Source organism: Christiangramia oceanisediminis (genome assembly GCF_022570735.2).
GTDB lineage: Bacteria > Bacteroidota > Bacteroidia > Flavobacteriales > Flavobacteriaceae > Christiangramia > Christiangramia oceanisediminis.
The window spans coordinates 1-19,455 of the sequence record NZ_JANCNS010000002.1 but is presented as its reverse complement, the minus strand read 5'-3'; the positions used below and the strand labels follow the sequence as shown (position 1 = coordinate 19,455).

At 41.4% G+C, this 19,455-nt stretch carries 18 protein-coding genes and 1 rRNA gene; 13 read left to right on the top strand and 6 right to left on the bottom strand.

Going from position 1 to position 19,455, the window contains the following annotated elements; translation table 11 throughout:
* The first annotated feature begins 132 nt into the window (after positions 1-132).
* From dnaA to MKO06_RS07415, 3 genes are read left to right on the top strand one after another with little or no spacing between them, the layout of a single operon-like run.
* The gene (gene dnaA, locus MKO06_RS07425; RefSeq protein WP_241551545.1) at positions 133-1,560 is read left to right on the top strand and encodes a chromosomal replication initiator protein DnaA; all 1,428 of its coding nucleotides are present in this window, start codon (positions 133-135) and stop codon (positions 1,558-1,560) included.
* A gap of 10 nt (positions 1,561-1,570) precedes the next feature.
* Positions 1,571-2,038 (top strand): low molecular weight protein-tyrosine-phosphatase, encoded by a 468-nt coding sequence (locus MKO06_RS07420; protein WP_241551544.1) that lies wholly within the window; start codon positions 1,571-1,573, stop codon positions 2,036-2,038.
* A complete protein-coding gene (locus MKO06_RS07415; RefSeq protein WP_241551543.1) occupies positions 2,035-2,760 on the top strand; it encodes an SAM-dependent methyltransferase in 726 nt (241 codons plus the stop codon). The genes MKO06_RS07420 and MKO06_RS07415 overlap by 4 nt, the downstream gene beginning before the upstream one ends.
* Here the strand turns inward: MKO06_RS07415 and MKO06_RS07410 are convergent.
* The 4 genes from MKO06_RS07410 to dapF form a co-directional block, all read right to left on the bottom strand.
* The gene (locus MKO06_RS07410; RefSeq protein ID WP_241551542.1) at positions 2,757-3,425 is read right to left on the bottom strand and encodes a lysozyme family protein; all 669 of its coding nucleotides are present in this window, start codon (positions 3,423-3,425) and stop codon (positions 2,757-2,759) included. The genes MKO06_RS07415 and MKO06_RS07410 overlap by 4 nt on opposite strands.
* 197 nt (positions 3,426-3,622) lie before the next feature.
* Positions 3,623-4,666 carry an endolytic transglycosylase MltG gene (gene mltG / locus MKO06_RS07405; protein WP_241551541.1) on the bottom strand — a complete coding sequence of 348 codons (1,044 nt, stop codon included), beginning with the start codon at positions 4,664-4,666 and terminating at the stop codon, positions 3,623-3,625.
* A complete protein-coding gene (locus MKO06_RS07400) occupies positions 4,656-5,186 on the bottom strand; it encodes a GNAT family N-acetyltransferase (protein ID WP_241551540.1) in 531 nt (176 codons plus the stop codon). Before MKO06_RS07400 ends, mltG begins: the two co-directional genes overlap by 11 nt.
* Positions 5,180-5,968, bottom strand: coding sequence for a diaminopimelate epimerase (gene dapF / locus MKO06_RS07395; protein ID WP_241551539.1), 789 nt, complete (start codon positions 5,966-5,968; stop codon positions 5,180-5,182). Before dapF ends, MKO06_RS07400 begins: the two co-directional genes overlap by 7 nt.
* Positions 5,969-6,101: 133 nt before the next feature.
* Between dapF and MKO06_RS07390 the strand changes: the two genes are divergently transcribed.
* The 10 genes from MKO06_RS07390 (at position 6,102) to MKO06_RS07345 (ending at position 18,614) form a co-directional block, all read left to right on the top strand.
* Positions 6,102-7,499 (top strand): trypsin-like peptidase domain-containing protein, encoded by a 1,398-nt coding sequence (locus MKO06_RS07390; protein WP_241551538.1) that lies wholly within the window; start codon positions 6,102-6,104, stop codon positions 7,497-7,499.
* Positions 7,500-7,621: 122 nt separating this feature from the next.
* Positions 7,622-9,070, top strand: coding sequence for a glyceraldehyde-3-phosphate dehydrogenase (locus MKO06_RS07385; protein WP_241551537.1), 1,449 nt, complete (start codon positions 7,622-7,624; stop codon positions 9,068-9,070).
* Between the two features lie 178 nt (positions 9,071-9,248).
* Positions 9,249-9,842 carry a hypothetical protein gene (locus MKO06_RS07380; RefSeq protein ID WP_241551536.1) on the top strand — a complete coding sequence of 198 codons (594 nt, stop codon included), beginning with the start codon at positions 9,249-9,251 and terminating at the stop codon, positions 9,840-9,842.
* A gap of 24 nt (positions 9,843-9,866) precedes the next feature.
* Positions 9,867-10,547, top strand: a complete 681-nt coding sequence (gene trmD, locus MKO06_RS07375) for a tRNA (guanosine(37)-N1)-methyltransferase TrmD (protein WP_241551535.1) — start codon at positions 9,867-9,869, stop codon at positions 10,545-10,547.
* A 113-nt stretch (positions 10,548-10,660) separates the two neighbouring features.
* Positions 10,661-11,014, top strand: coding sequence for a 50S ribosomal protein L19 (gene rplS, locus MKO06_RS07370; protein WP_241551534.1), 354 nt, complete (start codon positions 10,661-10,663; stop codon positions 11,012-11,014).
* A gap of 549 nt (positions 11,015-11,563) precedes the next feature.
* Entirely contained in the window at positions 11,564-13,801 is a 2,238-nt protein-coding gene (locus tag MKO06_RS07365; protein WP_241551533.1) for an NADP-dependent isocitrate dehydrogenase, read from the top strand.
* Positions 13,802-13,946: 145 nt separating this feature from the next.
* Positions 13,947-15,164: a multidrug effflux MFS transporter gene (locus tag MKO06_RS07360; RefSeq protein ID WP_241551532.1), complete on the top strand. Its 1,218-nt coding sequence runs from the start codon at positions 13,947-13,949 to the stop codon at positions 15,162-15,164.
* Between the two features lie 85 nt (positions 15,165-15,249).
* The gene (locus MKO06_RS07355; RefSeq protein WP_241551531.1) at positions 15,250-17,583 is read left to right on the top strand and encodes a TonB-dependent receptor; all 2,334 of its coding nucleotides are present in this window, start codon (positions 15,250-15,252) and stop codon (positions 17,581-17,583) included.
* A complete protein-coding gene (locus MKO06_RS07350) occupies positions 17,584-18,393 on the top strand; it encodes a DUF4249 domain-containing protein (RefSeq protein ID WP_241551530.1) in 810 nt (269 codons plus the stop codon). It begins immediately after the preceding gene.
* The gene (locus MKO06_RS07345) at positions 18,393-18,614 is read left to right on the top strand and encodes a DUF6095 family protein (protein ID WP_241551529.1); all 222 of its coding nucleotides are present in this window, start codon (positions 18,393-18,395) and stop codon (positions 18,612-18,614) included. The genes MKO06_RS07350 and MKO06_RS07345 overlap by 1 nt, the downstream gene beginning before the upstream one ends.
* Here MKO06_RS07345 and MKO06_RS07340 read toward each other — a convergent pair whose 3' ends face one another.
* Positions 18,615-19,136 (bottom strand): hypothetical protein, encoded by a 522-nt coding sequence (locus MKO06_RS07340; protein WP_241551528.1) that lies wholly within the window; start codon positions 19,134-19,136, stop codon positions 18,615-18,617.
* A gap of 224 nt (positions 19,137-19,360) precedes the next feature.
* Positions 19,361-19,455, bottom strand: a 5S ribosomal RNA gene (rrf, locus tag MKO06_RS07335); the annotation flags it as partial.

Below are 19,455 nucleotides of genomic sequence, written 5' to 3'. Positions count from 1 at the left end.
AAAATTCAACCCAAAAATGGTTTTTTTTTTACATTTTTTGTTCACATATTTGTTCCACTCGAGTTGGGAAACGCATATTTTTTCCGGCTTCCATTTAGAACTTACTACTAACCTAAATTTGTTCAACTAATAATGTCGAAAACTGCGCAATCAGTTTGGAATAACTGTCTTTCGTTTATACAGGATAACATTACTCCTCAAGCCTATAAAACATGGTTCGAACCTATCCAAGCAGTAAAACTAACAGATTGTGCTCTAAGCATCCAGGTGCCTTCCAAATTCTTTTATGAATGGCTGGAAGAGCATTATGTCAAGCTTCTGAAAGTTTCTCTCACCCGCGAACTAGGGGAAAAAGCAAAACTGGTTTATGTGATCAAAATGGAGAACACTTACGGTAACAAGTTACCTTTTACCGAAAAGATTCCAAGTACACAACGAACTCAAATGGCATCACAGGAAGTAGATGTACCCATAAAAAACAAGAGCCCGGAGTTAAAGAATCCTTTTATCATTCCAGGAATACGGAATGTAAAAATCGAATCTCAACTTAACCCGAACTATAATTTCGAGAATTTCCTGGAAGGTGAATCTAACAGGCTGGCAAGATCGGCAGGTCTGGCAGTGGCTAACAAGCCCGGAGGCACCTCTTTTAACCCACTTTTAATATTCGGAGGAGTGGGACTTGGAAAGACTCACCTTGCCCATGCAATTGGTGTGGAGATCAAGGATAAGTACCCTGAAAAAACGGTTCTTTATATTTCTGCTGAAAAATTCACACAACAATATATTGAATCGGTTAAAAAGAACAATCGTAACGATTTTATTCACTTCTACCAGATCATTGATGTGCTGGTAGTGGATGACATACAGTTACTTTCCGGAAAAGCCGGAACCCAGGATGTTTTCTTCCATATTTTCAACCACCTGCACCAAAATGGAAAACAGGTGATCCTTACCAGTGATAAGGCACCGGTTGATATGCAGGATATCGAACAGCGTTTGTTATCCCGATTCAAATGGGGACTTTCAGCTGAACTTCAGCATCCAGATTTTGAAACCCGCGTTTCAATCATCAAGAACAAGCTGTATCGCGATGGAGTGGAGATGCCTGAAGATATCGTTGAATTCCTGGCCAATAATATCAAGACCAATATCCGGGAACTGGAAGGAGCCATCATTTCCCTGATCGCTCACTCTTCTTTCAACAGAAAGGATATCACTTTAGAGCTGGCCAAGAAGATCGTGGACAACTACGTAAAGAATACCAAACGCGAGGTTTCTATAGACTATATTCAGAAGGTGGTAAGCGATTACTTCCAGATGGATGTGGATACGCTTCAGTCCAAAACCAGGAAAAGACATATCGTACAGGCAAGGCAACTGGCGATGTTCTTTGCCAAGAAGTTTACCAAGGCTTCACTGGCAAGCATCGGCTCCCAGATTGGAAGCCGCGATCATGCTACGGTTCTTCATGCGTGTAAAACGGTAGACAACCTGGCCGCGACCGACAAGCAATTCAAGAAATTTGTTGAAGACCTCAACAAGAAACTCACTCTCTAAATAAGCAATTATGAAAACCAGGGTATTGATGGTGTGTCTCGGGAATATTTGCAGATCACCCCTGGCAGAAGGAATCTTAAAATCCAAGGTAGACCAGTCTAAGGTTTTTGTCGATTCGGCAGGTACCGGGAGCTGGCATATAGGCGAACAACCAGACCGCCGATCTATTGCGATAGCAAAAAGAAATAACCTGGACATCACCCAGCAGCGCGGCAGGCAATTTTCTGAAAAGGATTTTGACGATTTTGATCATATTTTCGTGATGGATAATTCAAATTTTCGCGACGTGATAGCCATGGCCCGAAATGATGAAGATAAGCAGAAGGTTCACCTGATCCTTGAAGAGATCTTTCCTTCAGAAAATGTAGATGTGCCAGATCCTTATCACGGTGGCGAGCAGGGATTCGAAAACGTATATCAAATGCTGAACGAAGCCTGTGAGGAGATCGCTGAAAAACTGAATAACGGAACTTTATGAGTTCCGGTAATGCATACGGAAAATTATACCTGATCCCTGTTGGCCTTGGAGATTCGAATCCAGACAGGGTTTTTCCTCCTTTGAATAAAGATATTATCGAGGGCATCGATGATTTTATCGTGGAAAATGAAAAATCGGCCCGGCGGTTCATCAAACAGATACTTCCTGAAAAATCACAACAGGCCCTGGTATTACATGGCCTGAACAAATTCACCGAAGCTTCCGAAATACCTTCATTTCTTGAAGCAGCCAAAGAAGGTAAGAATATGGGACTGCTCAGCGAAGCGGGTTGTCCCGGCGTTGCCGATCCCGGTGCCGAAATCGTAAGACTCGCACACCAGTTCAACATTCAGGTAGTGCCGCTAATAGGGCCTTCTTCGATCTTACTTGCGATGATGGCAAGCGGAATGAATGGACAGAGTTTTACTTTTCATGGGTACCTGCCAATTGACAAAAAGGAAAGAAAACACGAGATCAAACAACTCGAACGGATCTCTGCAGAAAAGAACCAGGCACAGATCTTCATAGAAACCCCGTACCGAAATATGAAATTCCTTGAAGATCTTGTGCAGAATCTTCACCCGGCAACGCGTATTTGTGTGGCCTGTGATCTAAGTCTTGATACCGAATTTATAAAAACCGCCACGGCTTCAGAATGGGCAAAAACAAAAGCCGATCTTCATAAAAGACCGGCCATTTTTATCATTCAGAAGGATATTTAACCCGTAAATTTTTCCAGGTCTACCCTCGCGTTCTTTTCGGTAGCAACAAAAGATACATCATAACCACCAAAACGCTTCATATAATTTTTGATGGTTGTTCCAAAAGCATCACTAAAAGCCTGTGCACCCCAGCTTCGAAGGTATTTCTTCACACTTCCGGGGCCAGCCAGGTGAGCAGCGGCAAGGATCCCAGATTCGGTAACCTTAACTCCATTGATCACTTTGCCTTCAAAACGCCTGATGTCTCTTTGCAGGATCCATTTGTTACGAGAAGCGTTAGCATAAAAGGCCGCTTCTTGTAAGGCCGGGGTATTTAAGAACTTGATGGTATCATAGACTCCAACCAGTTTTAAGGTTCCCTTCCCGAACTGGTATTTTCCTAAATACCCGAATTCGTTAACAGATTTGTAATCCCCGCCTGACTCTTTAAAGGCCACAGCTTCCTTAAATCCTACATAAGATTTGTCCAGCATATGGGCAGGTTTTGATAAGTTGAATCCTGTTTCAATCTCTTCCTTTAGATCCTCAACGGTATAAACAAGCTCAAGATCATTGGTGGAATATTTTTCCAGATTCAGTTTAGCAGCATCTTTAGTAGAAAAGCTAAAAAAGATTGAGCCCGCTGCCAGAGGCAAGATTGAAAATTTTGCAATTTTCTTTCTCATTACATTTGGTTTCGAAAGGTTACGGTGAAGCTTAAAATTTCAGGCTTCACCCCTCTCATATTTGCCGGGCAAATGTATAACAAATTTTAATAATCTGAATAACAGGCTGTTAATACTTTTTTAAAATTCTGTAAGATTTAACTTACCCGTAAGACTCTGCCGATCAACGACTTAAAAAGACGTTAAAAGAGACAGGCTTATCTTTTAATTCCCTGCTTGTTGATCCAACGAATATATTCCTGCTTATTTCGGTTATGTTGAGCCAAAGTTTTGGCGAATTTATGATAACCAAAATTCTCCACATCGGCCACAAAATAGAAGTAATCATGATCTTCATAATTCAGCACGGCATCAATAGAGGAGATATCGGGCATAAAGATAGGTCCGGGAGGTAATTGCTGGTATTTGTATGTATTATAAGGAGAATCCAACTCGAGGTCCTTATAAAGCACCCTTTTGATGATGGTATCAAAATTCCCGGTCTCTTCCTTGATTGCATAGATCACGGTAGGATCGGCATCCAGTTTCCAGCCGTTCTTGTAGCGGTTCATATAGACTCCGGCTACTTTAGGCCGTTCATCTACTTTAGCAGTTTCCTTTTGAACGATACTGGCAATGGTCATGACCTCATGTGGGCTCAATCCTATTTCTTCAGCTTTCTGAAGCCTGCTCTCGTTCCAGAATCTTTCATATTCTTTTTTCATCCGCTCACGGAATTCTTCAGCCGAAGTATTCCAGTAGAATTCATATTGATTCGGAATATACATACCCAAAGCGTTCCGCTGGGTAAATTCATTGGAACTTAAAAATGAAGTGTCCCTGAAGACCTCGAGCAAAGTACTGCTATCAGCCTCTATCTGACTGGCAATTCGCCCTGCCAGATCTTCCAGTCGTTCCTGGTTATTGAAGATCACTTTAATTGGTGCATTCCCGGCTCTTAGGGCATTGACCAGCTCATTATTGTTCATCCCTTTTTTCAGGATATAGCGCCCGGGACGTACACTCCCGGCATAGCCTTTTTTCTGGGCCACCAGCTGGAAGCTTTGCTCATCCTTGATCAAAGGCACCAGCGAATCCATGACCGTCTGGAAATTTGCTCCGGTTGGAATGTAGACTACCTCCTGCTCTGCCTCGAAAGCTGTATTTGCCGAAAATATGCTGTTGTAGATATAATAACTGAATATTCCCAGTGCGATCAGGCCAAGCAGGACGACCGCGATAAGTATCTTTCTAATGTACATTATTCAATAATTGATAAAGCCATTCATCCTTGAATTCTCCGTTGAACAGCGTCCAGTCCTTTTTAAGACCTACTTTTCTAAACCCGTTGCTCTCAAATACTCTCATGCTATCCTTATTACCTTCAGTAACATTCGCATAGACCTGGTGAAGCCCCAGGTGGGTAAAACAATAATCGCAAAGCAGGGAAAGGCTTTCAGAACCAAAGCCCTTTTTACGGTCTTTTTTATTCGCGATCAAAATTCCTATGGCTGCTCTCCGGTCTTTTGGTTCCAGTTCAAAAACATCAATTAAACCAAGCCTTCGATGCCGTTTGGAACAGATCATTAGCCTTAATTGTTTGATATCATAGATATCCCTATGGGCATTCTCGATGTATTGCCGAATCAGAAATTTGGAATACGGCGCCTGGGTAGAACTGATCTCCCAGAAATCCTCGGTGTTTTCTATCTCGTGAATAAAGTCAAGATCCTCTGGTTCCAGTGCTCTTAGATATACTTTTTTACCTTGAAGTGTTAACATACAATCTCTCCTTTAAAAACAAATTCCGCAGGCCCGGTAAGCCAGATATCCTTGAAATGAGCTTCTTCTTTTCTGAAACTAACCGAAAGATCTCCGCCCTGGGTTACCAGCTTCACCTGATTTGCTTCTGTCTTTCCAGAAACGTACGCAGCCAAAGCAACGGCCGTTACTCCTGTCCCGCAGGAAAGAGTTTCATCTTCTACTCCACGCTCATAAGTCCTTACCGAAAAACTATCCTTAGAAAGTTTCTTGACAAAATTAACGTTAGTGCCCCCGCCGTTTTTATATCTTTCAGAATATCTCACGGCTGCTCCTTCCTTTTTAATATCCATGGTCGCGATATCTTCTGAAAATACCACGTGATGAGGGGAGCCTGTATCCAGGAAAAGAAAGTCCTGGAATTCATTCACATTCTTAACATCCTGCATTTTTAAACTCACCAAGCCGTTTTCGATGACCGCTTCATGGGCGCCGTCTATCGCTGTGAACCGGGCCTTTTCTTCTACGATTCCCAGGAATTTAGCAAATGCGACCAGGCATCTTCCACCATTTCCACACATGCTGCTCTCATAACCATCGGCGTTGAAATAGACCATTTTAAAATCATCTGCTTCCACATCAGGATTTTCGAGCAGGATAAGTCCGTCAGCACCTATGCCAAATTTGCGGTCACACAGGCGTTGAATTATTTTGGTATTGTTTTTGGATAATTTCTGTTCCCGGTTATCGATCATCACAAAATCGTTACCCGTTCCCTGATATTTATAGAATGTCAACTTCATAATCTTTTTTCAAGAGTGGCAAATATACAATTTTGATCAGGAAATCAGAGGTGTTAAATAGCGGTTAAAGTGGGGGTAGAATATACGAACAGGGAAAAGAAAAAAGTTAAATTCATTAAATAAATATCCGAAAATGAAAAAAATAGCAACATTACTATTTGTATCCATTCTTGGAGGTGTATTAACATTAGGAAGTTATAAATTGTTTCTCGAAGAAGAAGCACTACAGCATCAACCACAGAATATTACAACATCCAGCAACTTTTTACCGGTTAGTAATTCTGGTAATATTTACGGAACAAATGCCGATTTCACCGAAGCTGCCGAAAATACGGTTCATGCGGTGGTTCACGTCAAGAACGTAGCTGTATTCAAAGGTCCCAGGAACATCTGGGAATATTATCAATATGGCAGTGGCGGCGGCAGGGCGCTGCAGGGAGCCGGTTCTGGAGTGATCATTACCCCAGATGGCTATATCGTTACAAACAACCATGTTATTAAAGGAGCCAGCGAGATCGAAGTAACCCTGAACAACAACGAAACCTACAAAGCCGATGTGATAGGCGCCGATGCCAAATCTGATATCGCTCTTATTAAGATCGATGCTCAGGACCTTGATTATATCCCGTTTGGAGATTCAGATAATGTTCAACTTGGGGAATGGGTACTTGCCGTAGGAAACCCGTTCAATTTAAAATCAACGGTAACCGCTGGGATCATTAGTGCCAAGGCACGTGACCTGAACTCAAGGGATAATTCTCCACAATCTTTTATACAGACTGATGCTGCGATCAACCCTGGAAACAGCGGTGGTGCACTGGTAAATATCAAAGGGGAGCTAATTGGAATCAATACAGCTATCACCTCCCCCAGCGGAAGTTATATAGGTTATGCCTTTGCGGTGCCATCTAACAACGCACGTAAGATCGTAGAAGACATTATGGAATATGGTGATGTGCAGCAGGGAATTCTTGGAATTCGAGGTGGAAACCTTACTCCGGACATCATTAATGAATTCGAGCTAAAGGAGACCCAGGGGGTACTGGTAAGTTCAGTAACTCCCGGAAGCGGTGCCGAAAAAGCCGGTTTAAAATCTATGGATATTATTAGAAAATTAGACAATATAAGGATCACTAAATTCTCAGACCTAACTGGTTACATCAACTCTAAACGGCCTGGAGACAATGTAGTGGTTCAATATGTTCGCGATGGAAAAACCCGCGAAGTGAATGTGGAACTTACCAAGCTTGACACCTACCCGGTGCGAGTTTTAGGCCTGGAAGTAGCGAATGCTTCAGCCGAAGAGCTTAAAGCCTATAAAGCTCCTAATGGTGTTCGAATCAATCGTACCCTGGTTGAAGACCTGGAATCGGCTGACCTGGTTGGAGGGATCATTTCAGAAATCAATAACCAGAAAGTAAACTCCATCAGGGATGTTCAGAACATTATTGAAAACAGGAATGATGCAAAACCTATAGTAGTTACATATTATAACCAGAATGGAGAGGAAAAAAGAATGGTCTGGAGGTAACAAGCAATTCTAAATAGAAAACGAACCCTTCTTTTTAAGAAGGGTTTTTTATTTGAAAAAACTTTACGAAAACGTTTGAAATATATACTTTTGCCCGAAATTTTTAACAACACAACTTTAAAATGGACTTTAATCAAGTTTACGAAAAAGAGCTTTCCTTCCAGGCAGATCGCCGAAAAGCAACCGTTGAATTCATTAATATCGTAAGTGATCTCTGGTATGACAAATCCATAGAACTTGTTCTTTTCAGGAATCAGTTAATCAACAGGAATGTTAGTGATATTCTGGACCTTCACGAATACGCCGGCGAATTTGTTGGGAAGCCTATTTCCATATTCGATTCTGTAGAGATCGCCAAGGCGATCCAGGATTTGAAGTTACCTCCAGCCAAACTGGATATTGGAAAACTTACTTACGAATACCACCTGGAAGATCAGAAATATTCGAACGCGATGGCTTTTGTTTCCAATAAACTGAAACATGCGAAAAAGACTGAAGCGGTTACACCAAAAGACGTGGTACTTTATGGCTTCGGAAGAATTGGAAGACTGGTAGCTCGTGAACTTATGACCCGAACCGGAAAAGGAAACCAACTTAGGTTAAGAGCCGTGGTTACCAGGGGAAAGATCGATGCTACTGTTCTGGAAAAAAGGGCTTCGCTTTTAAAAAGCGACTCGGTTCATGGTCCTTTCAGCGGCACGGTTAATATAGACGAAAAGAATTCGGCTTTGATCATTAACGGCACCACCGTTCATATGATCTCAGCCAATCAGCCGGAAGATATAGACTACACAAAATATGGCATCAACAACGCTCTTATCATTGACAATACCGGGGCGTTCAGGGACAAGGAAGCTTTAAGCCGACACCTGAGCTCCAAAGGCGCAGCCAAGGTTCTATTAACAGCTCCCGGGAAGGAAATACCAAATATCGTCCATGGTGTAAACCAGAAGGAATACAATCCGGATGAAATTGATATTTTCTCTGCAGCTTCCTGTACCACCAATGCCATAACCCCTGTGCTAAAAGCCGTACAGGACACCCTTGGAGTTGTTCACGGGCACCTGGAAACGATACATGCCTATACAAACGACCAGAACCTGGTGGACAATATGCATAACAAATATCGTCGTGGTCGTGCGGCAGGACTTAATATGGTCATCACCGAAACCGGGGCAGGAAAAGCCGTTTCAAAAGCGCTTCCGGTCTTTGAAGGCAAACTTACTTCCAGCGCGATTAGAGTACCAGTTCCAAATGGCTCTCTGGCCATTCTCAACCTGGAGGTAGAAAAGGATACCAGCCTGGAAGATGTTAATGGAATTCTCAAGAAATATGCTCTAGAAGGAGACCTGGTTGAGCAGATCCAGTATTCAGTAGACAACGAGTTGGTTTCTTCAGATATCATTGGATCTTCGGCTCCTGCTATCTATGACAGCAATGCGACCATCGTTTCTGCCGATGGGAAGAACGTGATACTATATATATGGTATGATAACGAATATGGCTATAGCCACCAGGTAATTAGGCTGGCAAAATACATCGCCAAAGTAAGAAGATTCACTTACTACTAGGAAGAATAATTTTTATTAAAAAAACCCTGTCATTGGCAGGGTTTTTTTATTTTTGCGCAACCTATAAAATCATACATAACTAATTCAAAACAAGAAGCGAAAAGCCTCCGTAATCTGAAATACTAACCTTACAATTCGCTCGTTGTTCAATGAAAATTAAAAACTCAATCCCCAAAAAATGAGAACTAAAGATTACGTATTGGCAATTTTTGCTTGTATTTCAGTATTTCAGGTAAACGCTCAGCAGGACAGTATCGCTGCCCAAACTCCTGTTCAGGATGAATTCACAAGACTTATTGAAGAATCGAACAACTACCAGGGTTATAAGGTTGTGGAATATGACAAGCTTATTGAACTTAGGAATACCACCCGGAATTTTATTACCGAGCTGAAGGAGGAGATCATTGTTCAGCAAAACACAGTTGATCAGCAGAACGACCAAATTCAACAACTAAAAAGCGATTTAGCCGCTACTCAGGAAGACCTTAAAAGAGTTTCAGAAGAAAAAGATGCCCTGATGTTCCTTGGAATGCCATTTAGCAAAGGTGGTTATAAAGCGATGATGTGGGGAATCGTAGGTGGATTGCTTTTGATCCTTGGTGTGCTATTCTTCCGGTTTAAAAGCTCCAATGCGGCTACCAAGGAAGCCAGGCAAAAGCTGAGTGAAACTGAGAAAGAATTTGACGCTTACAGATCAAAGGCTCTTGAAAAGGAGCAACGATTAGGAAGAATGTTGCAGGACGAAAGAAACAGGGCTGCCGGAAACTCTTAAAGGCAAACTTTTTAAATTAAGAACATGCGAATTGATATCATAACCGTAGTCCCCGATATTCTGAAAAGTCCGTTTGAAGCTTCCATACTTCAACGGGCGATCAAGAAAGGCCTGGTCGAGATCCATTTGCATAATTTAAGAGACTACACCACTGATAATTATAAAACGGTAGATGACTATCAGTTTGGCGGAGGAGCCGGGATGGTGATGATGATCGAACCTATCGATAAATGCATCAGTGAACTGAAGTCGGAGCGCGAATACCAGGAGGTGATCTATATGACACCCGATGGCGAAAGACTTCAGCAGAAGATGGCCAACAGGTTATCCCTTCATGAAAATATAATTATTCTTTGTGGTCATTATAAAGGCGTGGATCAGCGCGTTCGAGATCAATTTGTAACAAAGGAAATTTCGATAGGTGATTACGTTTTGTCGGGTGGTGAACTTGGAGCGGCCTTGCTTTGTGATGCGGTGATCCGATTGATTCCCGGTGTTCTTGGCAATGAAACCTCTGCCCTTACCGATTCTTTCCAGGACGACCTGCTGGCACCTCCGGTCTATACCCGGCCTGCCGAATACAAAGGATGGGAAGTTCCAAAGGTATTAACATCGGGAAATTTCCCAAAGATAGAAGCCTGGAGAGAAGAACAGGCCCTGGAACGAACCAGGAAATTAAGACCTGATCTTTTAAAAGATGAATAATTTAAAATCAGGCTTGTAGAATAATATAAAATCATTAATTTTGCACTCATTCTAAAATAACCTCTGGCGATAACCGTGAATGTTGTTTTGGATTTTACTTTAAACTATCAAACATGGAATCGTTAGTAAAATACGTTCAGGACGAATTCGTAGACAAAAAAGATTTTCCTCAGTTTTCAGCCGGTGACACCATCACTGTTTATTATGAAATTAAAGAGGGGCAAAAAACCAGAACACAGTTCTTTAAAGGAGTTGTGATTCAGCAAAGAGGGACCGGAGCTTCTCAAACCTTTACCATTAGAAAAATGAGTGGTACAGTAGGTGTAGAAAGAATTTTCCCGATAAACCTTCCAGCTATCCAGAAGATAGAAGTGAACAAAAGAGGTAAAGTTAGAAGAGCACGTATTTTCTACTTCAGAGAGCTTACTGGTAAGAAAGCACGTATCAAAGAAGCGATTAGAAAATAATCATTCTTCAAATACAATTTATTTAAAAAGCCCCGATCTCGGGGCTTTTTTTATGGATATTTAAATTATAAAAAAGTTAAAGAGGTCACCTAAAAAAAGCCTTTTCAGTATCTTTAATAATGGAAATAATTGAGGTCTTAAAGACGAAATTCATTTTGTTCAATAAACCGGATTTCCCGTAAAGCATGTTCTTTACATAGGGTTTTATCTTCTATATAACACCATTAATTTTGCATAGTCAAAACAAGTTTGAAAGGTAAGACCATTTGATGCACTTCTTATAAAATATGAAGTCATCTGAAGCAGCATACACCTAAAAGTAATCCTACTTTTGATCATCAGAGTGATAACATGCTGTTTCTTTAGAAGCCATTTCATTTTATAATTTAGAATGAAATGGCTTTTTTATTTGAAATTTAATATTTCTTAACAGCCCAACCGGCCACCTCACTTAGGAAAAAAAGCCTAAAAACTGTATATTGCGCGTGAATGTTCGCCCTGGTAATGCCAGGGCTTCTTTGAATCAAATACAATCCAAAAAATCATAAAATGTCACAAAAAGAGAAAATAATTTATACCAAGACCGATGAGGCCCCTATGCTGGCAACCTATTCATTCCTTCCCATAATCGAAGCTTTTACCAGGGCCGCCGGGGTAAGTCTCGAAACTCGTGATATTTCACTGGCTGGTAGAATTCTCTCCCAGTTTCCCGATTACCTTAAAGACGATCAAAAAGTATCAGATGATCTTGCTGAACTTGGCGAACTGGCCAAGAAACCTGAAGCCAATATCATTAAACTTCCAAATATCAGTGCTTCTATTCCCCAGTTAAAGAATGCAATCGCTGAATTGCAGTCAAAAGGTTTTGCACTGCCCGATTATCCGGATGAACCTGGCACTGCCGAAGAAAAAGATATTAGATCGAGATATGATAAAGTAAAAGGAAGTGCCGTGAATCCTGTTTTGAGAGAGGGAAATTCAGACAGGCGTGCTCCTAAGGCCGTGAAAAATTTCGCTAAAAAGAATCCACATCCAATGGGAGAATGGAGTTCTGATTCCAAAACTCATGTAGCAACCATGAACGGAGGCGATTTCAGGTCTAATGAAATTTCTGTGACATCCAAAAAAGATGATAGTTATACCATAGAATTCACTCCAGAGAATGGAACGAAGAAGAACCTGAAAGAATCTATAAAAATTCTTAATGGTGAAGTGGTAGATGCCAGTGTAATGAGCAAAAAAGCCCTGTTGGACTTTCTGCGCAAAGAAGTTAAAGATGCCAAGGAAAAGGATGTTCTTTTCTCACTTCACATGAAGGCTACCATGATGAAGGTTTCAGACCCTATCATTTTTGGCCATGCTGTGGAAGTGTTCTTTGAAGATGTTTTTGAAAAATATGGTGAAGAACTCGAAAAAGCAGGAGCCGATCCAAATAGTGGTTTGGGTGATGTACTAAACGCCATCGAAAACCTTCCTTCAGATAAACGAGATGAAATAAAGTCGGCGATTGAAAAGGACTTAAAAGAGGGACCAGACATCGCCATGGTGAATTCAGATGAAGGAATCACCAACCTACATGTTCCAAGTGATATCATTATCGATGCATCTATGCCGGCCATGATAAGAACATCAGGCCAGATGTGGAATGCCGAAGGGAAAACACAGGACACTAAAGCAGTAATTCCTGATAGTTCTTATGCAGGACTTTACCAGGCTACCATCGATTTCTGCAAGGAACATGGTGCATTTGACCCTACTACAATGGGAACGGTACCAAATGTTGGGCTAATGGCTCAAAAGGCTGAAGAATACGGGTCTCACGACAAAACTTTTGAAATACCATCTGCCGGGGTAGTACGAGTGATCGATTCTGAAGGTAATACAATGATCGAGCACAAGGTAGAAAAGGGTGATATCTGGAGAATGTGCCAGGTGAAAGACGCTCCTATCCAGGATTGGATCAAACTTGCTATTTCAAGAGCAAGGGCAACTGGTATGCCTGCAGTATTCTGGCTTGATAAAGATCGTGCTCACGATGCTGAACTGATCAGTAAAGTGAACAAATACCTTCCAGATCACGATACCAGCGGGCTTGAGATCAAGATCATGGCTCCGGTGGAAGCTACCAAATACACCCTGGAAAGGGTTAAGGCTGGAAAGGATACCATTTCGGTAACCGGAAACGTATTAAGAGATTATCTAACCGACCTGTTCCCTATCCTTGAACTGGGAACCAGTGCCAAGATGCTTTCCATAGTTCCGTTGATGAATGGTGGAGGTTTGTTCGAAACCGGTGCCGGTGGATCTGCTCCTAAACACGTACAACAGTTCCTTAAAGAAGGTCACCTAAGATGGGATTCACTTGGTGAGTTCCTGGCCCTGGCTGTTTCACTTGAACACCTTGGTGAGAAGTACGATAATGAGAAAGCGCTTACCCTTTCTGAAAGCCTGGACGAGGCTACCGAACGTTTTCTAAACGAAGGAAGGTCTCCATCCCGTAAGGTGAATGAACTGGATAACCGTGGAAGCCATTTTTACCTGGCATTGTACTGGGCAGAAGCGCTTGCAAAACAAAAAAGAAATACCGATTTGAACATCTATTTTGGAAGGATCGCGAAAATGATGGAAGATAACCAGGAGAAGATACTTCAGGATCTGCTGGATGCCCAGGGATCACCTGTTGATATTGGAGGATATTATCAGCCGGACGAAGAAATGACAAAAAACGCCATGCGTCCAAGCCAGAAATTGAATGAAATCCTGGCTACCGATCCAAACATACAATAGGCAACTATTGATTTGATACCAAGCCCTGTTCTGCAGGGCTTTTTTTATGCTGAATATCGAAATCGTAATAGTTTAATCTTTCGTTAAATCAGGAGCGAAATTAGACCAGATTAAACCTGTTGCTGAAATTTGCAAAATGCAGGATATGTCTGGAGAAAGAAATAAAAGAAAGGAATATCTTATCCTGGTAGTTTTAGGCACCCTGATCGCACTGGGTCCATTTTCAATAGACGCTTATTTACCCGGATTTCAAAATATTGCCTCAGACTATAATACAACGGTTAGCGAGGTAGGCCTATCCCTTACCAGTTACTTTATAGGTATTTCGATTGGCCAACTGGCGTACGGGCCCATTATGGACAAATATGGTCGAAAAAAACCTTTGCTTATTGGTCTCGGTATCTTTTTCCTATCAGCTTTGAGCTGTATCTACTCCCCCAGCCTGGATTGGCTGATCGTTTCACGTTTCTTCCTGGCACTTGGAGCTGCGGCTGGAATGGTAGCTGCCAAGGCTATGGTACGGGATATCTTCCCGGTAAATGAAGTTGCGGGCGCCATCTCATTCCTGATGCTCATTATGGGAGGTGCTCCCATCATTGCCCCAACGGTTGGTAGTTTTATCATTGACAGCTTTGGCTGGAAAATGATCTTTTTATTCCTGGCCATCTTCTGTCTCCTTATGGTGATTAGCGTAACCCGGTTTTTACCGGAAAGTATCATTCCAGATAAACTGGTAGACCTGAAACCCAAACAGGTTGCTATAAATTATTACAAGATCCTGACGCATTTTAAATTCTGGTATTTTGCCATCGCAGGTAGTTTTGCAATTGGTGCGATGTTCGCATATATTTCAGATGCGCCAAAACTATTCATGGGGAATTTTGGGCTTAGCGAAAAAGAATTCGGCTTATTGTTTGGTTTAAATGCCGGTGGGCTCATCCTCGGAAGTCAGCTTAACCGCTTATTCCTGAGAAGGTACACTGCATTACAGATAAGCCTTTTCAACAGTGTGTTTCTGGTTGTCCTGGCCATATTATTGCTGGTAAGCGCCTATCTCAAGCTGGGGTTCCTACCAACCGCTGTTCTCATATTTGGAATGCTCTTCCTGCTTGGATTCCAAAATCCGAATACAACAGCTTTATCCCTTGAACCTTTTACCCGGAAGGCCGGGAGGGCTTCGGCTTTAATTGGAAGCTTAAAAATGATTTTCGGCGCTTTAACCTCCTTTATTATTAGCCTTTTTCATACAACAAGCATCGTTCCGCTCGCGATAGTCGTCTTAACTTCACTATCTTGCAGCAGTATTCTACTATTTGTCTTCATAAGAAAACAGAATACTCAAATAAGTTTAAGTGAAGTTTAAACTGTCAAGTTAAACCTGTATAATTCTATTTTTGAATAAAAAATTGGTGCCCCGTTTTTACTATTTTCTGTTCCTTTTAATCGCGATGCCAAACATCATTTGGTCGCAGGAATCATTTACTCTAAGTGGAACCATCACCGATGCAGCTAGCAACGAAACTTTAATAGGTGTCAACCTTATTGTTCCTGTAGCCGGTACCGGGGTTATCACCAATGAATATGGCTATTATTCGATCAAATTAGCTGAAGGCACCTACGAGATACAGGTTTCCTACCTGGGCTACGAGACCATAGTGGATACGATCGAGCTTACCCAGAACAGAAAAATCGATTACGAAATGATCCAGGATTCTGAAAGCCTGGATGAAGTGCTTATTACCAGTGAAAATGAAGGGATAAATATCAGAAAGCCGGAGATGAGCGTCAACAAATTATCCATTAACACAATTAAAAGCCTACCGGTTGTTTTTGGTGAGGTAGATGTGGTTAAATCATTGTTACTGCTTCCAGGTGTTTCCAATGCGGGGGAGGGATCTTCGGGATTCAATGTGCGTGGGGGCGCGGTAGATCAGAACCTGATTCTTCTCGACGAAGCCACTATTTATAATTCATCGCATTTGTTCGGATTCTTCTCGGTTTTTAACCCTGATGCGATCAAAGACCTTAAACTCTATAAAGGAGGAATTCCCGCAGAATACGGTGGCAGGGTTTCATCTGTCCTGGACATCTATCAACGAGATGGGAATAGTAAGGAATTCAAAATGCAGGGAGGAATTGGAGCCATATCAAGCAGGTTGCTGGCCGAAGGTCCCATCGTTAAAGATAAAGGCTCTTTTCTTATTGCTGGCCGAAGTTCGTATGCGCATTTATTTCTGAAGCTTACAGATAATGAAAACTCGGCCTATTTCTATGACCTGAACACAAAACTAAGCTACCAGCTGGACAGCAATAATAAACTTTTACTTTCGGGTTATTTTGGCAGAGATGTGTTCAATATCAGTCAGAATTTTGAGAACACTTATGGAAATGCAGTTCTAAATCTTCGTTGGAATCACATATTTTCTGATAATATCTTCACTAACCTCTCCACTATTTTCAGTGATTATTATTACGGGCTTAACCTGAACTTTGTAGGCTTCAACTGGGACAGTGGTATCACCAATATGAACGTGAAGTATGATTTCAACCATTATGTGAACGACCAATTTCAGTTGAAATACGGGATCCATAACAATTACTATGAATTCAATCCCGGGGAGATCAACCCGATCAACGATGATTCCGGGATCAACTACTTTAAGCTTACTAATAAATATGCATTTGAAAATGCTATCTATATTTCAGCCGAACACCGGATCTCCGATAGTTTTTCAGCAGAATATGGCCTTAGACACAGTAGTTTCTTCAGGCTTGGGCAGGATGAATTCAATTTATATGAAAATGACCAGCCTGTAGACTATAATGCTGAGCGGGGTTTGTATACAGAAGCCGAAATTCTGGAAACCGAATCCTATTCCCGTGGAGAAATACTTAAAAGTTATAACAATTTTGAACCTCGAATAGCCCTGGCCTATACACTGAACGATGAGAACTCTATAAAAGCCAGTTATAACAGAATGGTCCAGTATTTACACCTGATCTCGAACACCAGTTCTCCCACTCCCCTGGATGTGTGGACGCCAAGTGGCCAATATATTAGACCTCAGTTACTAGATCAGTATGCAGTGGGTTATTTTCGGAATATCAATAACCGCAGGTATTCACTGGAAGTAGAAAGTTTTTATAAGCAAATCGATAACCGGCTTGATTATATTGACGGTGCGAACCTGATCGCGAACAATGCCATTGAACGCATCGTTCTAAATGGAGAAGGCAGGGCTTACGGTTTGGAAGTCCTTTTCAGAAAAAACAAAGGTCAGTTTACCGGTTGGTTGAGTTATACACTCTCTCGTTCTGAGCAAAGAACACCTGGCCGCACCCCGGAAGAGATTGGAATTAATAATGGGAACTGGTATCATTCCAATTTCGACAAGACTCACGACCTGAGCTTCACCGGCACTTATGAGTTAAATGAAAAATGGCAGTTCAACGCTAATTTCATTTACCAGACCGGGCTTGCTACCACCTTTCCTACTGCACAGTACACCTATGAAGGTATCACGATCCCGGTATATGGAGATAGAAATGGCGACCGCTTACCCGCATACCATAGGCTGGATCTTTCGGCTACTTTAACGCCAAGGCAAAGTAGAGAAAGAGGTTTCGAGTCTTCCTGGAACTTTGGGATCTATAATGTCTATAATCGCAGAAATGCGAATTCGATAAGTTTCCGGAAGAATCCTGATACCAACATCAATGAAGCAGTAAGGCTTTCATTGTTTGGTATTATTCCGTCTGTAACCTATAATTTCAAATTTTAGATGGAACGTTTTAAAACATTTATTTTCCTCGTTAGCCTGTTTTGCCTGTTCTCATGTGAAGACGTGATAGATGTTGACCTTGATGAAAGCGAACCTAGGCTGGTTGTAGATGCTTCAATTATCTGGAAAAAGGGAACATTGGGCCAGGAACAGCAAATAATTCTATCTTTAACTACGCCATATTACGAAGAGGCGATTCAACCGGTAGAAGATGCCACAGTGAAAGTTATTTCAGGATCGGGAAAGGAATTTAATTTTATTCACATTGGGAATGGGGTTTACCAGAACCTGGTTTTTGAACCCGTTTTGAATGAAACATATCAGCTCGAGCTTATTTACGATGATGAATTATACACTGCTACCGAAAGCCTCGTTCCGGTAACCGATATCGATTTTGTGGAGCAATCTGCATCAGGTGGATTTTCGGGAGAGGATATAGAGATAAAAGCTTTTTATACCGATCCAGCTGATGAAGAAAACTATTACCTGTTCAAGTTTTATAATGATGATATAAGTCTAGAATTTTATGAGGATGAATTCACGAATGGTAACCAGATCTTTGGCTACTATTCCAATGAAGATATCGAACGGGGAGATGAAATTCAAATCGAAATGGAAGGGATTTCACAAGATTATTTTGAATATTTGTTCATTCTTCGCTCACAGATAGGTGATAGCGGTGGAGGGCCTTTTGAAACCCAGCCGGCTACGGTGAGAGGAAATGTAATCAACAGGTCAGATAATGAGAATTTTCCATTTGGATATTTCAGATTATCACAGGCAGACACAACTTCTTATACAGTAGAATAATGAAGCATACTAACAAAAAGATCTTATCTAAAGGAATAAAATATCTAGCTGGAGCCCTACCCTTGGTCATGATAGGACCATCCATACTTTTTTCAGCGTTTAATAACCAGGATAAGGCTTTATATATCCCTATTTTACTTGTGGGGATTTTAGCCTCAGCGGCGGCGATCTTTTTAATGTTCAAAGGTATACTTACAATAGTTAAAGCTTTATTCGACTAATTATTCGATTTTGAGCCTGAATCTACCATCAGTGACGCTTTGTAGACTGCTATCGTTTTTATTTAAGCCCGTAAACTGAAAGTTTCCATCTATCATTTTACCGTCGTCTGCCAGAATTTCAATGAAATTTTGTTCTAGTTCGTTCGGGCCGGGGTTATTGCATTCCCATTGGCCGAATGGAGACAGTTTTTCGTATACTATCAGACTGGGCAACATTGGGTTCTCACCGATCACGTATCCGTTTGGTCCATTATAATCCGGAATCTGGAAGCGTACTGATTCGCCGTTCTGGGCAACAGCCTGTACTTCCAGTCTTAACAATCCAGTTGGATCAACAAATCTTCTCGCATTGATGATGGCAGACTCGCAATTCATATGGTAATTGATACCATTAATTGTTGCGCTTAAAAAAATCTCGTCATTAAAATCCTCATTGTCATCATCAGATGAACAGGAAACAAGAGCGATAAAAATAAAGAGAATGATGAAATAGGGGCTTTTTGATTTTCTAGAGTAATACATAACTAAATCATTTTGATTGATAATTGATGTACTGAAAGTAGTATAATAAGTAGCACAGCACAATAGGGAAAAATCCCCTAAATTATTTATAACCAATTCATTAGGCGCTTACCAGGAAAGAAGGACAAGGTTAAATTGAAGTTTTAAAGTTCTATTGGAGATTCCATATCTGAAGTATACGCATAAAAAAACCCTCATCATAAGAATGATGAGGGTTTTCAAAAGGAAGGCGGCGACCTACTCTCCCACAATGAAAGCAGTACCATCGGCGCTAACGGGCTTAACTTCTCTGTTCGGAATGGGAAGAGGTGAGCCCCGT

Bases quoted from the DNA above. Each gene is read 5' to 3' on its own strand.
- dnaA (WP_241551545.1), top strand. From the start codon at position 133: ATGTCGAAAACTGCGCAATCAGTTTGGAATAACTGTCTTTCGTTTATA.
- MKO06_RS07420 (WP_241551544.1), top strand. From the start codon at position 1,571: ATGAAAACCAGGGTATTGATGGTGTGTCTCGGGAATATTTGCAGATCA.
- MKO06_RS07415 (WP_241551543.1), top strand. From the start codon at position 2,035: ATGAGTTCCGGTAATGCATACGGAAAATTATACCTGATCCCTGTTGGC.
- MKO06_RS07410 (WP_241551542.1), bottom strand. From the start codon at position 3,425: ATGAGAAAGAAAATTGCAAAATTTTCAATCTTGCCTCTGGCAGCGGGC.
- mltG (WP_241551541.1), bottom strand. From the start codon at position 4,666: ATGTACATTAGAAAGATACTTATCGCGGTCGTCCTGCTTGGCCTGATC.
- MKO06_RS07400 (WP_241551540.1), bottom strand. From the start codon at position 5,186: ATGTTAACACTTCAAGGTAAAAAAGTATATCTAAGAGCACTGGAACCA.
- dapF (WP_241551539.1), bottom strand. From the start codon at position 5,968: ATGAAGTTGACATTCTATAAATATCAGGGAACGGGTAACGATTTTGTG.
- MKO06_RS07390 (WP_241551538.1), top strand. From the start codon at position 6,102: ATGAAAAAAATAGCAACATTACTATTTGTATCCATTCTTGGAGGTGTA.
- MKO06_RS07385 (WP_241551537.1), top strand. From the start codon at position 7,622: ATGGACTTTAATCAAGTTTACGAAAAAGAGCTTTCCTTCCAGGCAGAT.
- MKO06_RS07380 (WP_241551536.1), top strand. From the start codon at position 9,249: ATGAGAACTAAAGATTACGTATTGGCAATTTTTGCTTGTATTTCAGTA.
- trmD (WP_241551535.1), top strand. From the start codon at position 9,867: ATGCGAATTGATATCATAACCGTAGTCCCCGATATTCTGAAAAGTCCG.
- rplS (WP_241551534.1), top strand. From the start codon at position 10,661: ATGGAATCGTTAGTAAAATACGTTCAGGACGAATTCGTAGACAAAAAA.
- MKO06_RS07365 (WP_241551533.1), top strand. From the start codon at position 11,564: ATGTCACAAAAAGAGAAAATAATTTATACCAAGACCGATGAGGCCCCT.
- MKO06_RS07360 (WP_241551532.1), top strand. From the start codon at position 13,947: ATGTCTGGAGAAAGAAATAAAAGAAAGGAATATCTTATCCTGGTAGTT.
- MKO06_RS07355 (WP_241551531.1), top strand. From the start codon at position 15,250: ATGCCAAACATCATTTGGTCGCAGGAATCATTTACTCTAAGTGGAACC.
- MKO06_RS07350 (WP_241551530.1), top strand. From the start codon at position 17,584: ATGGAACGTTTTAAAACATTTATTTTCCTCGTTAGCCTGTTTTGCCTG.
- MKO06_RS07345 (WP_241551529.1), top strand. From the start codon at position 18,393: ATGAAGCATACTAACAAAAAGATCTTATCTAAAGGAATAAAATATCTA.
- MKO06_RS07340 (WP_241551528.1), bottom strand. From the start codon at position 19,136: ATGTATTACTCTAGAAAATCAAAAAGCCCCTATTTCATCATTCTCTTT.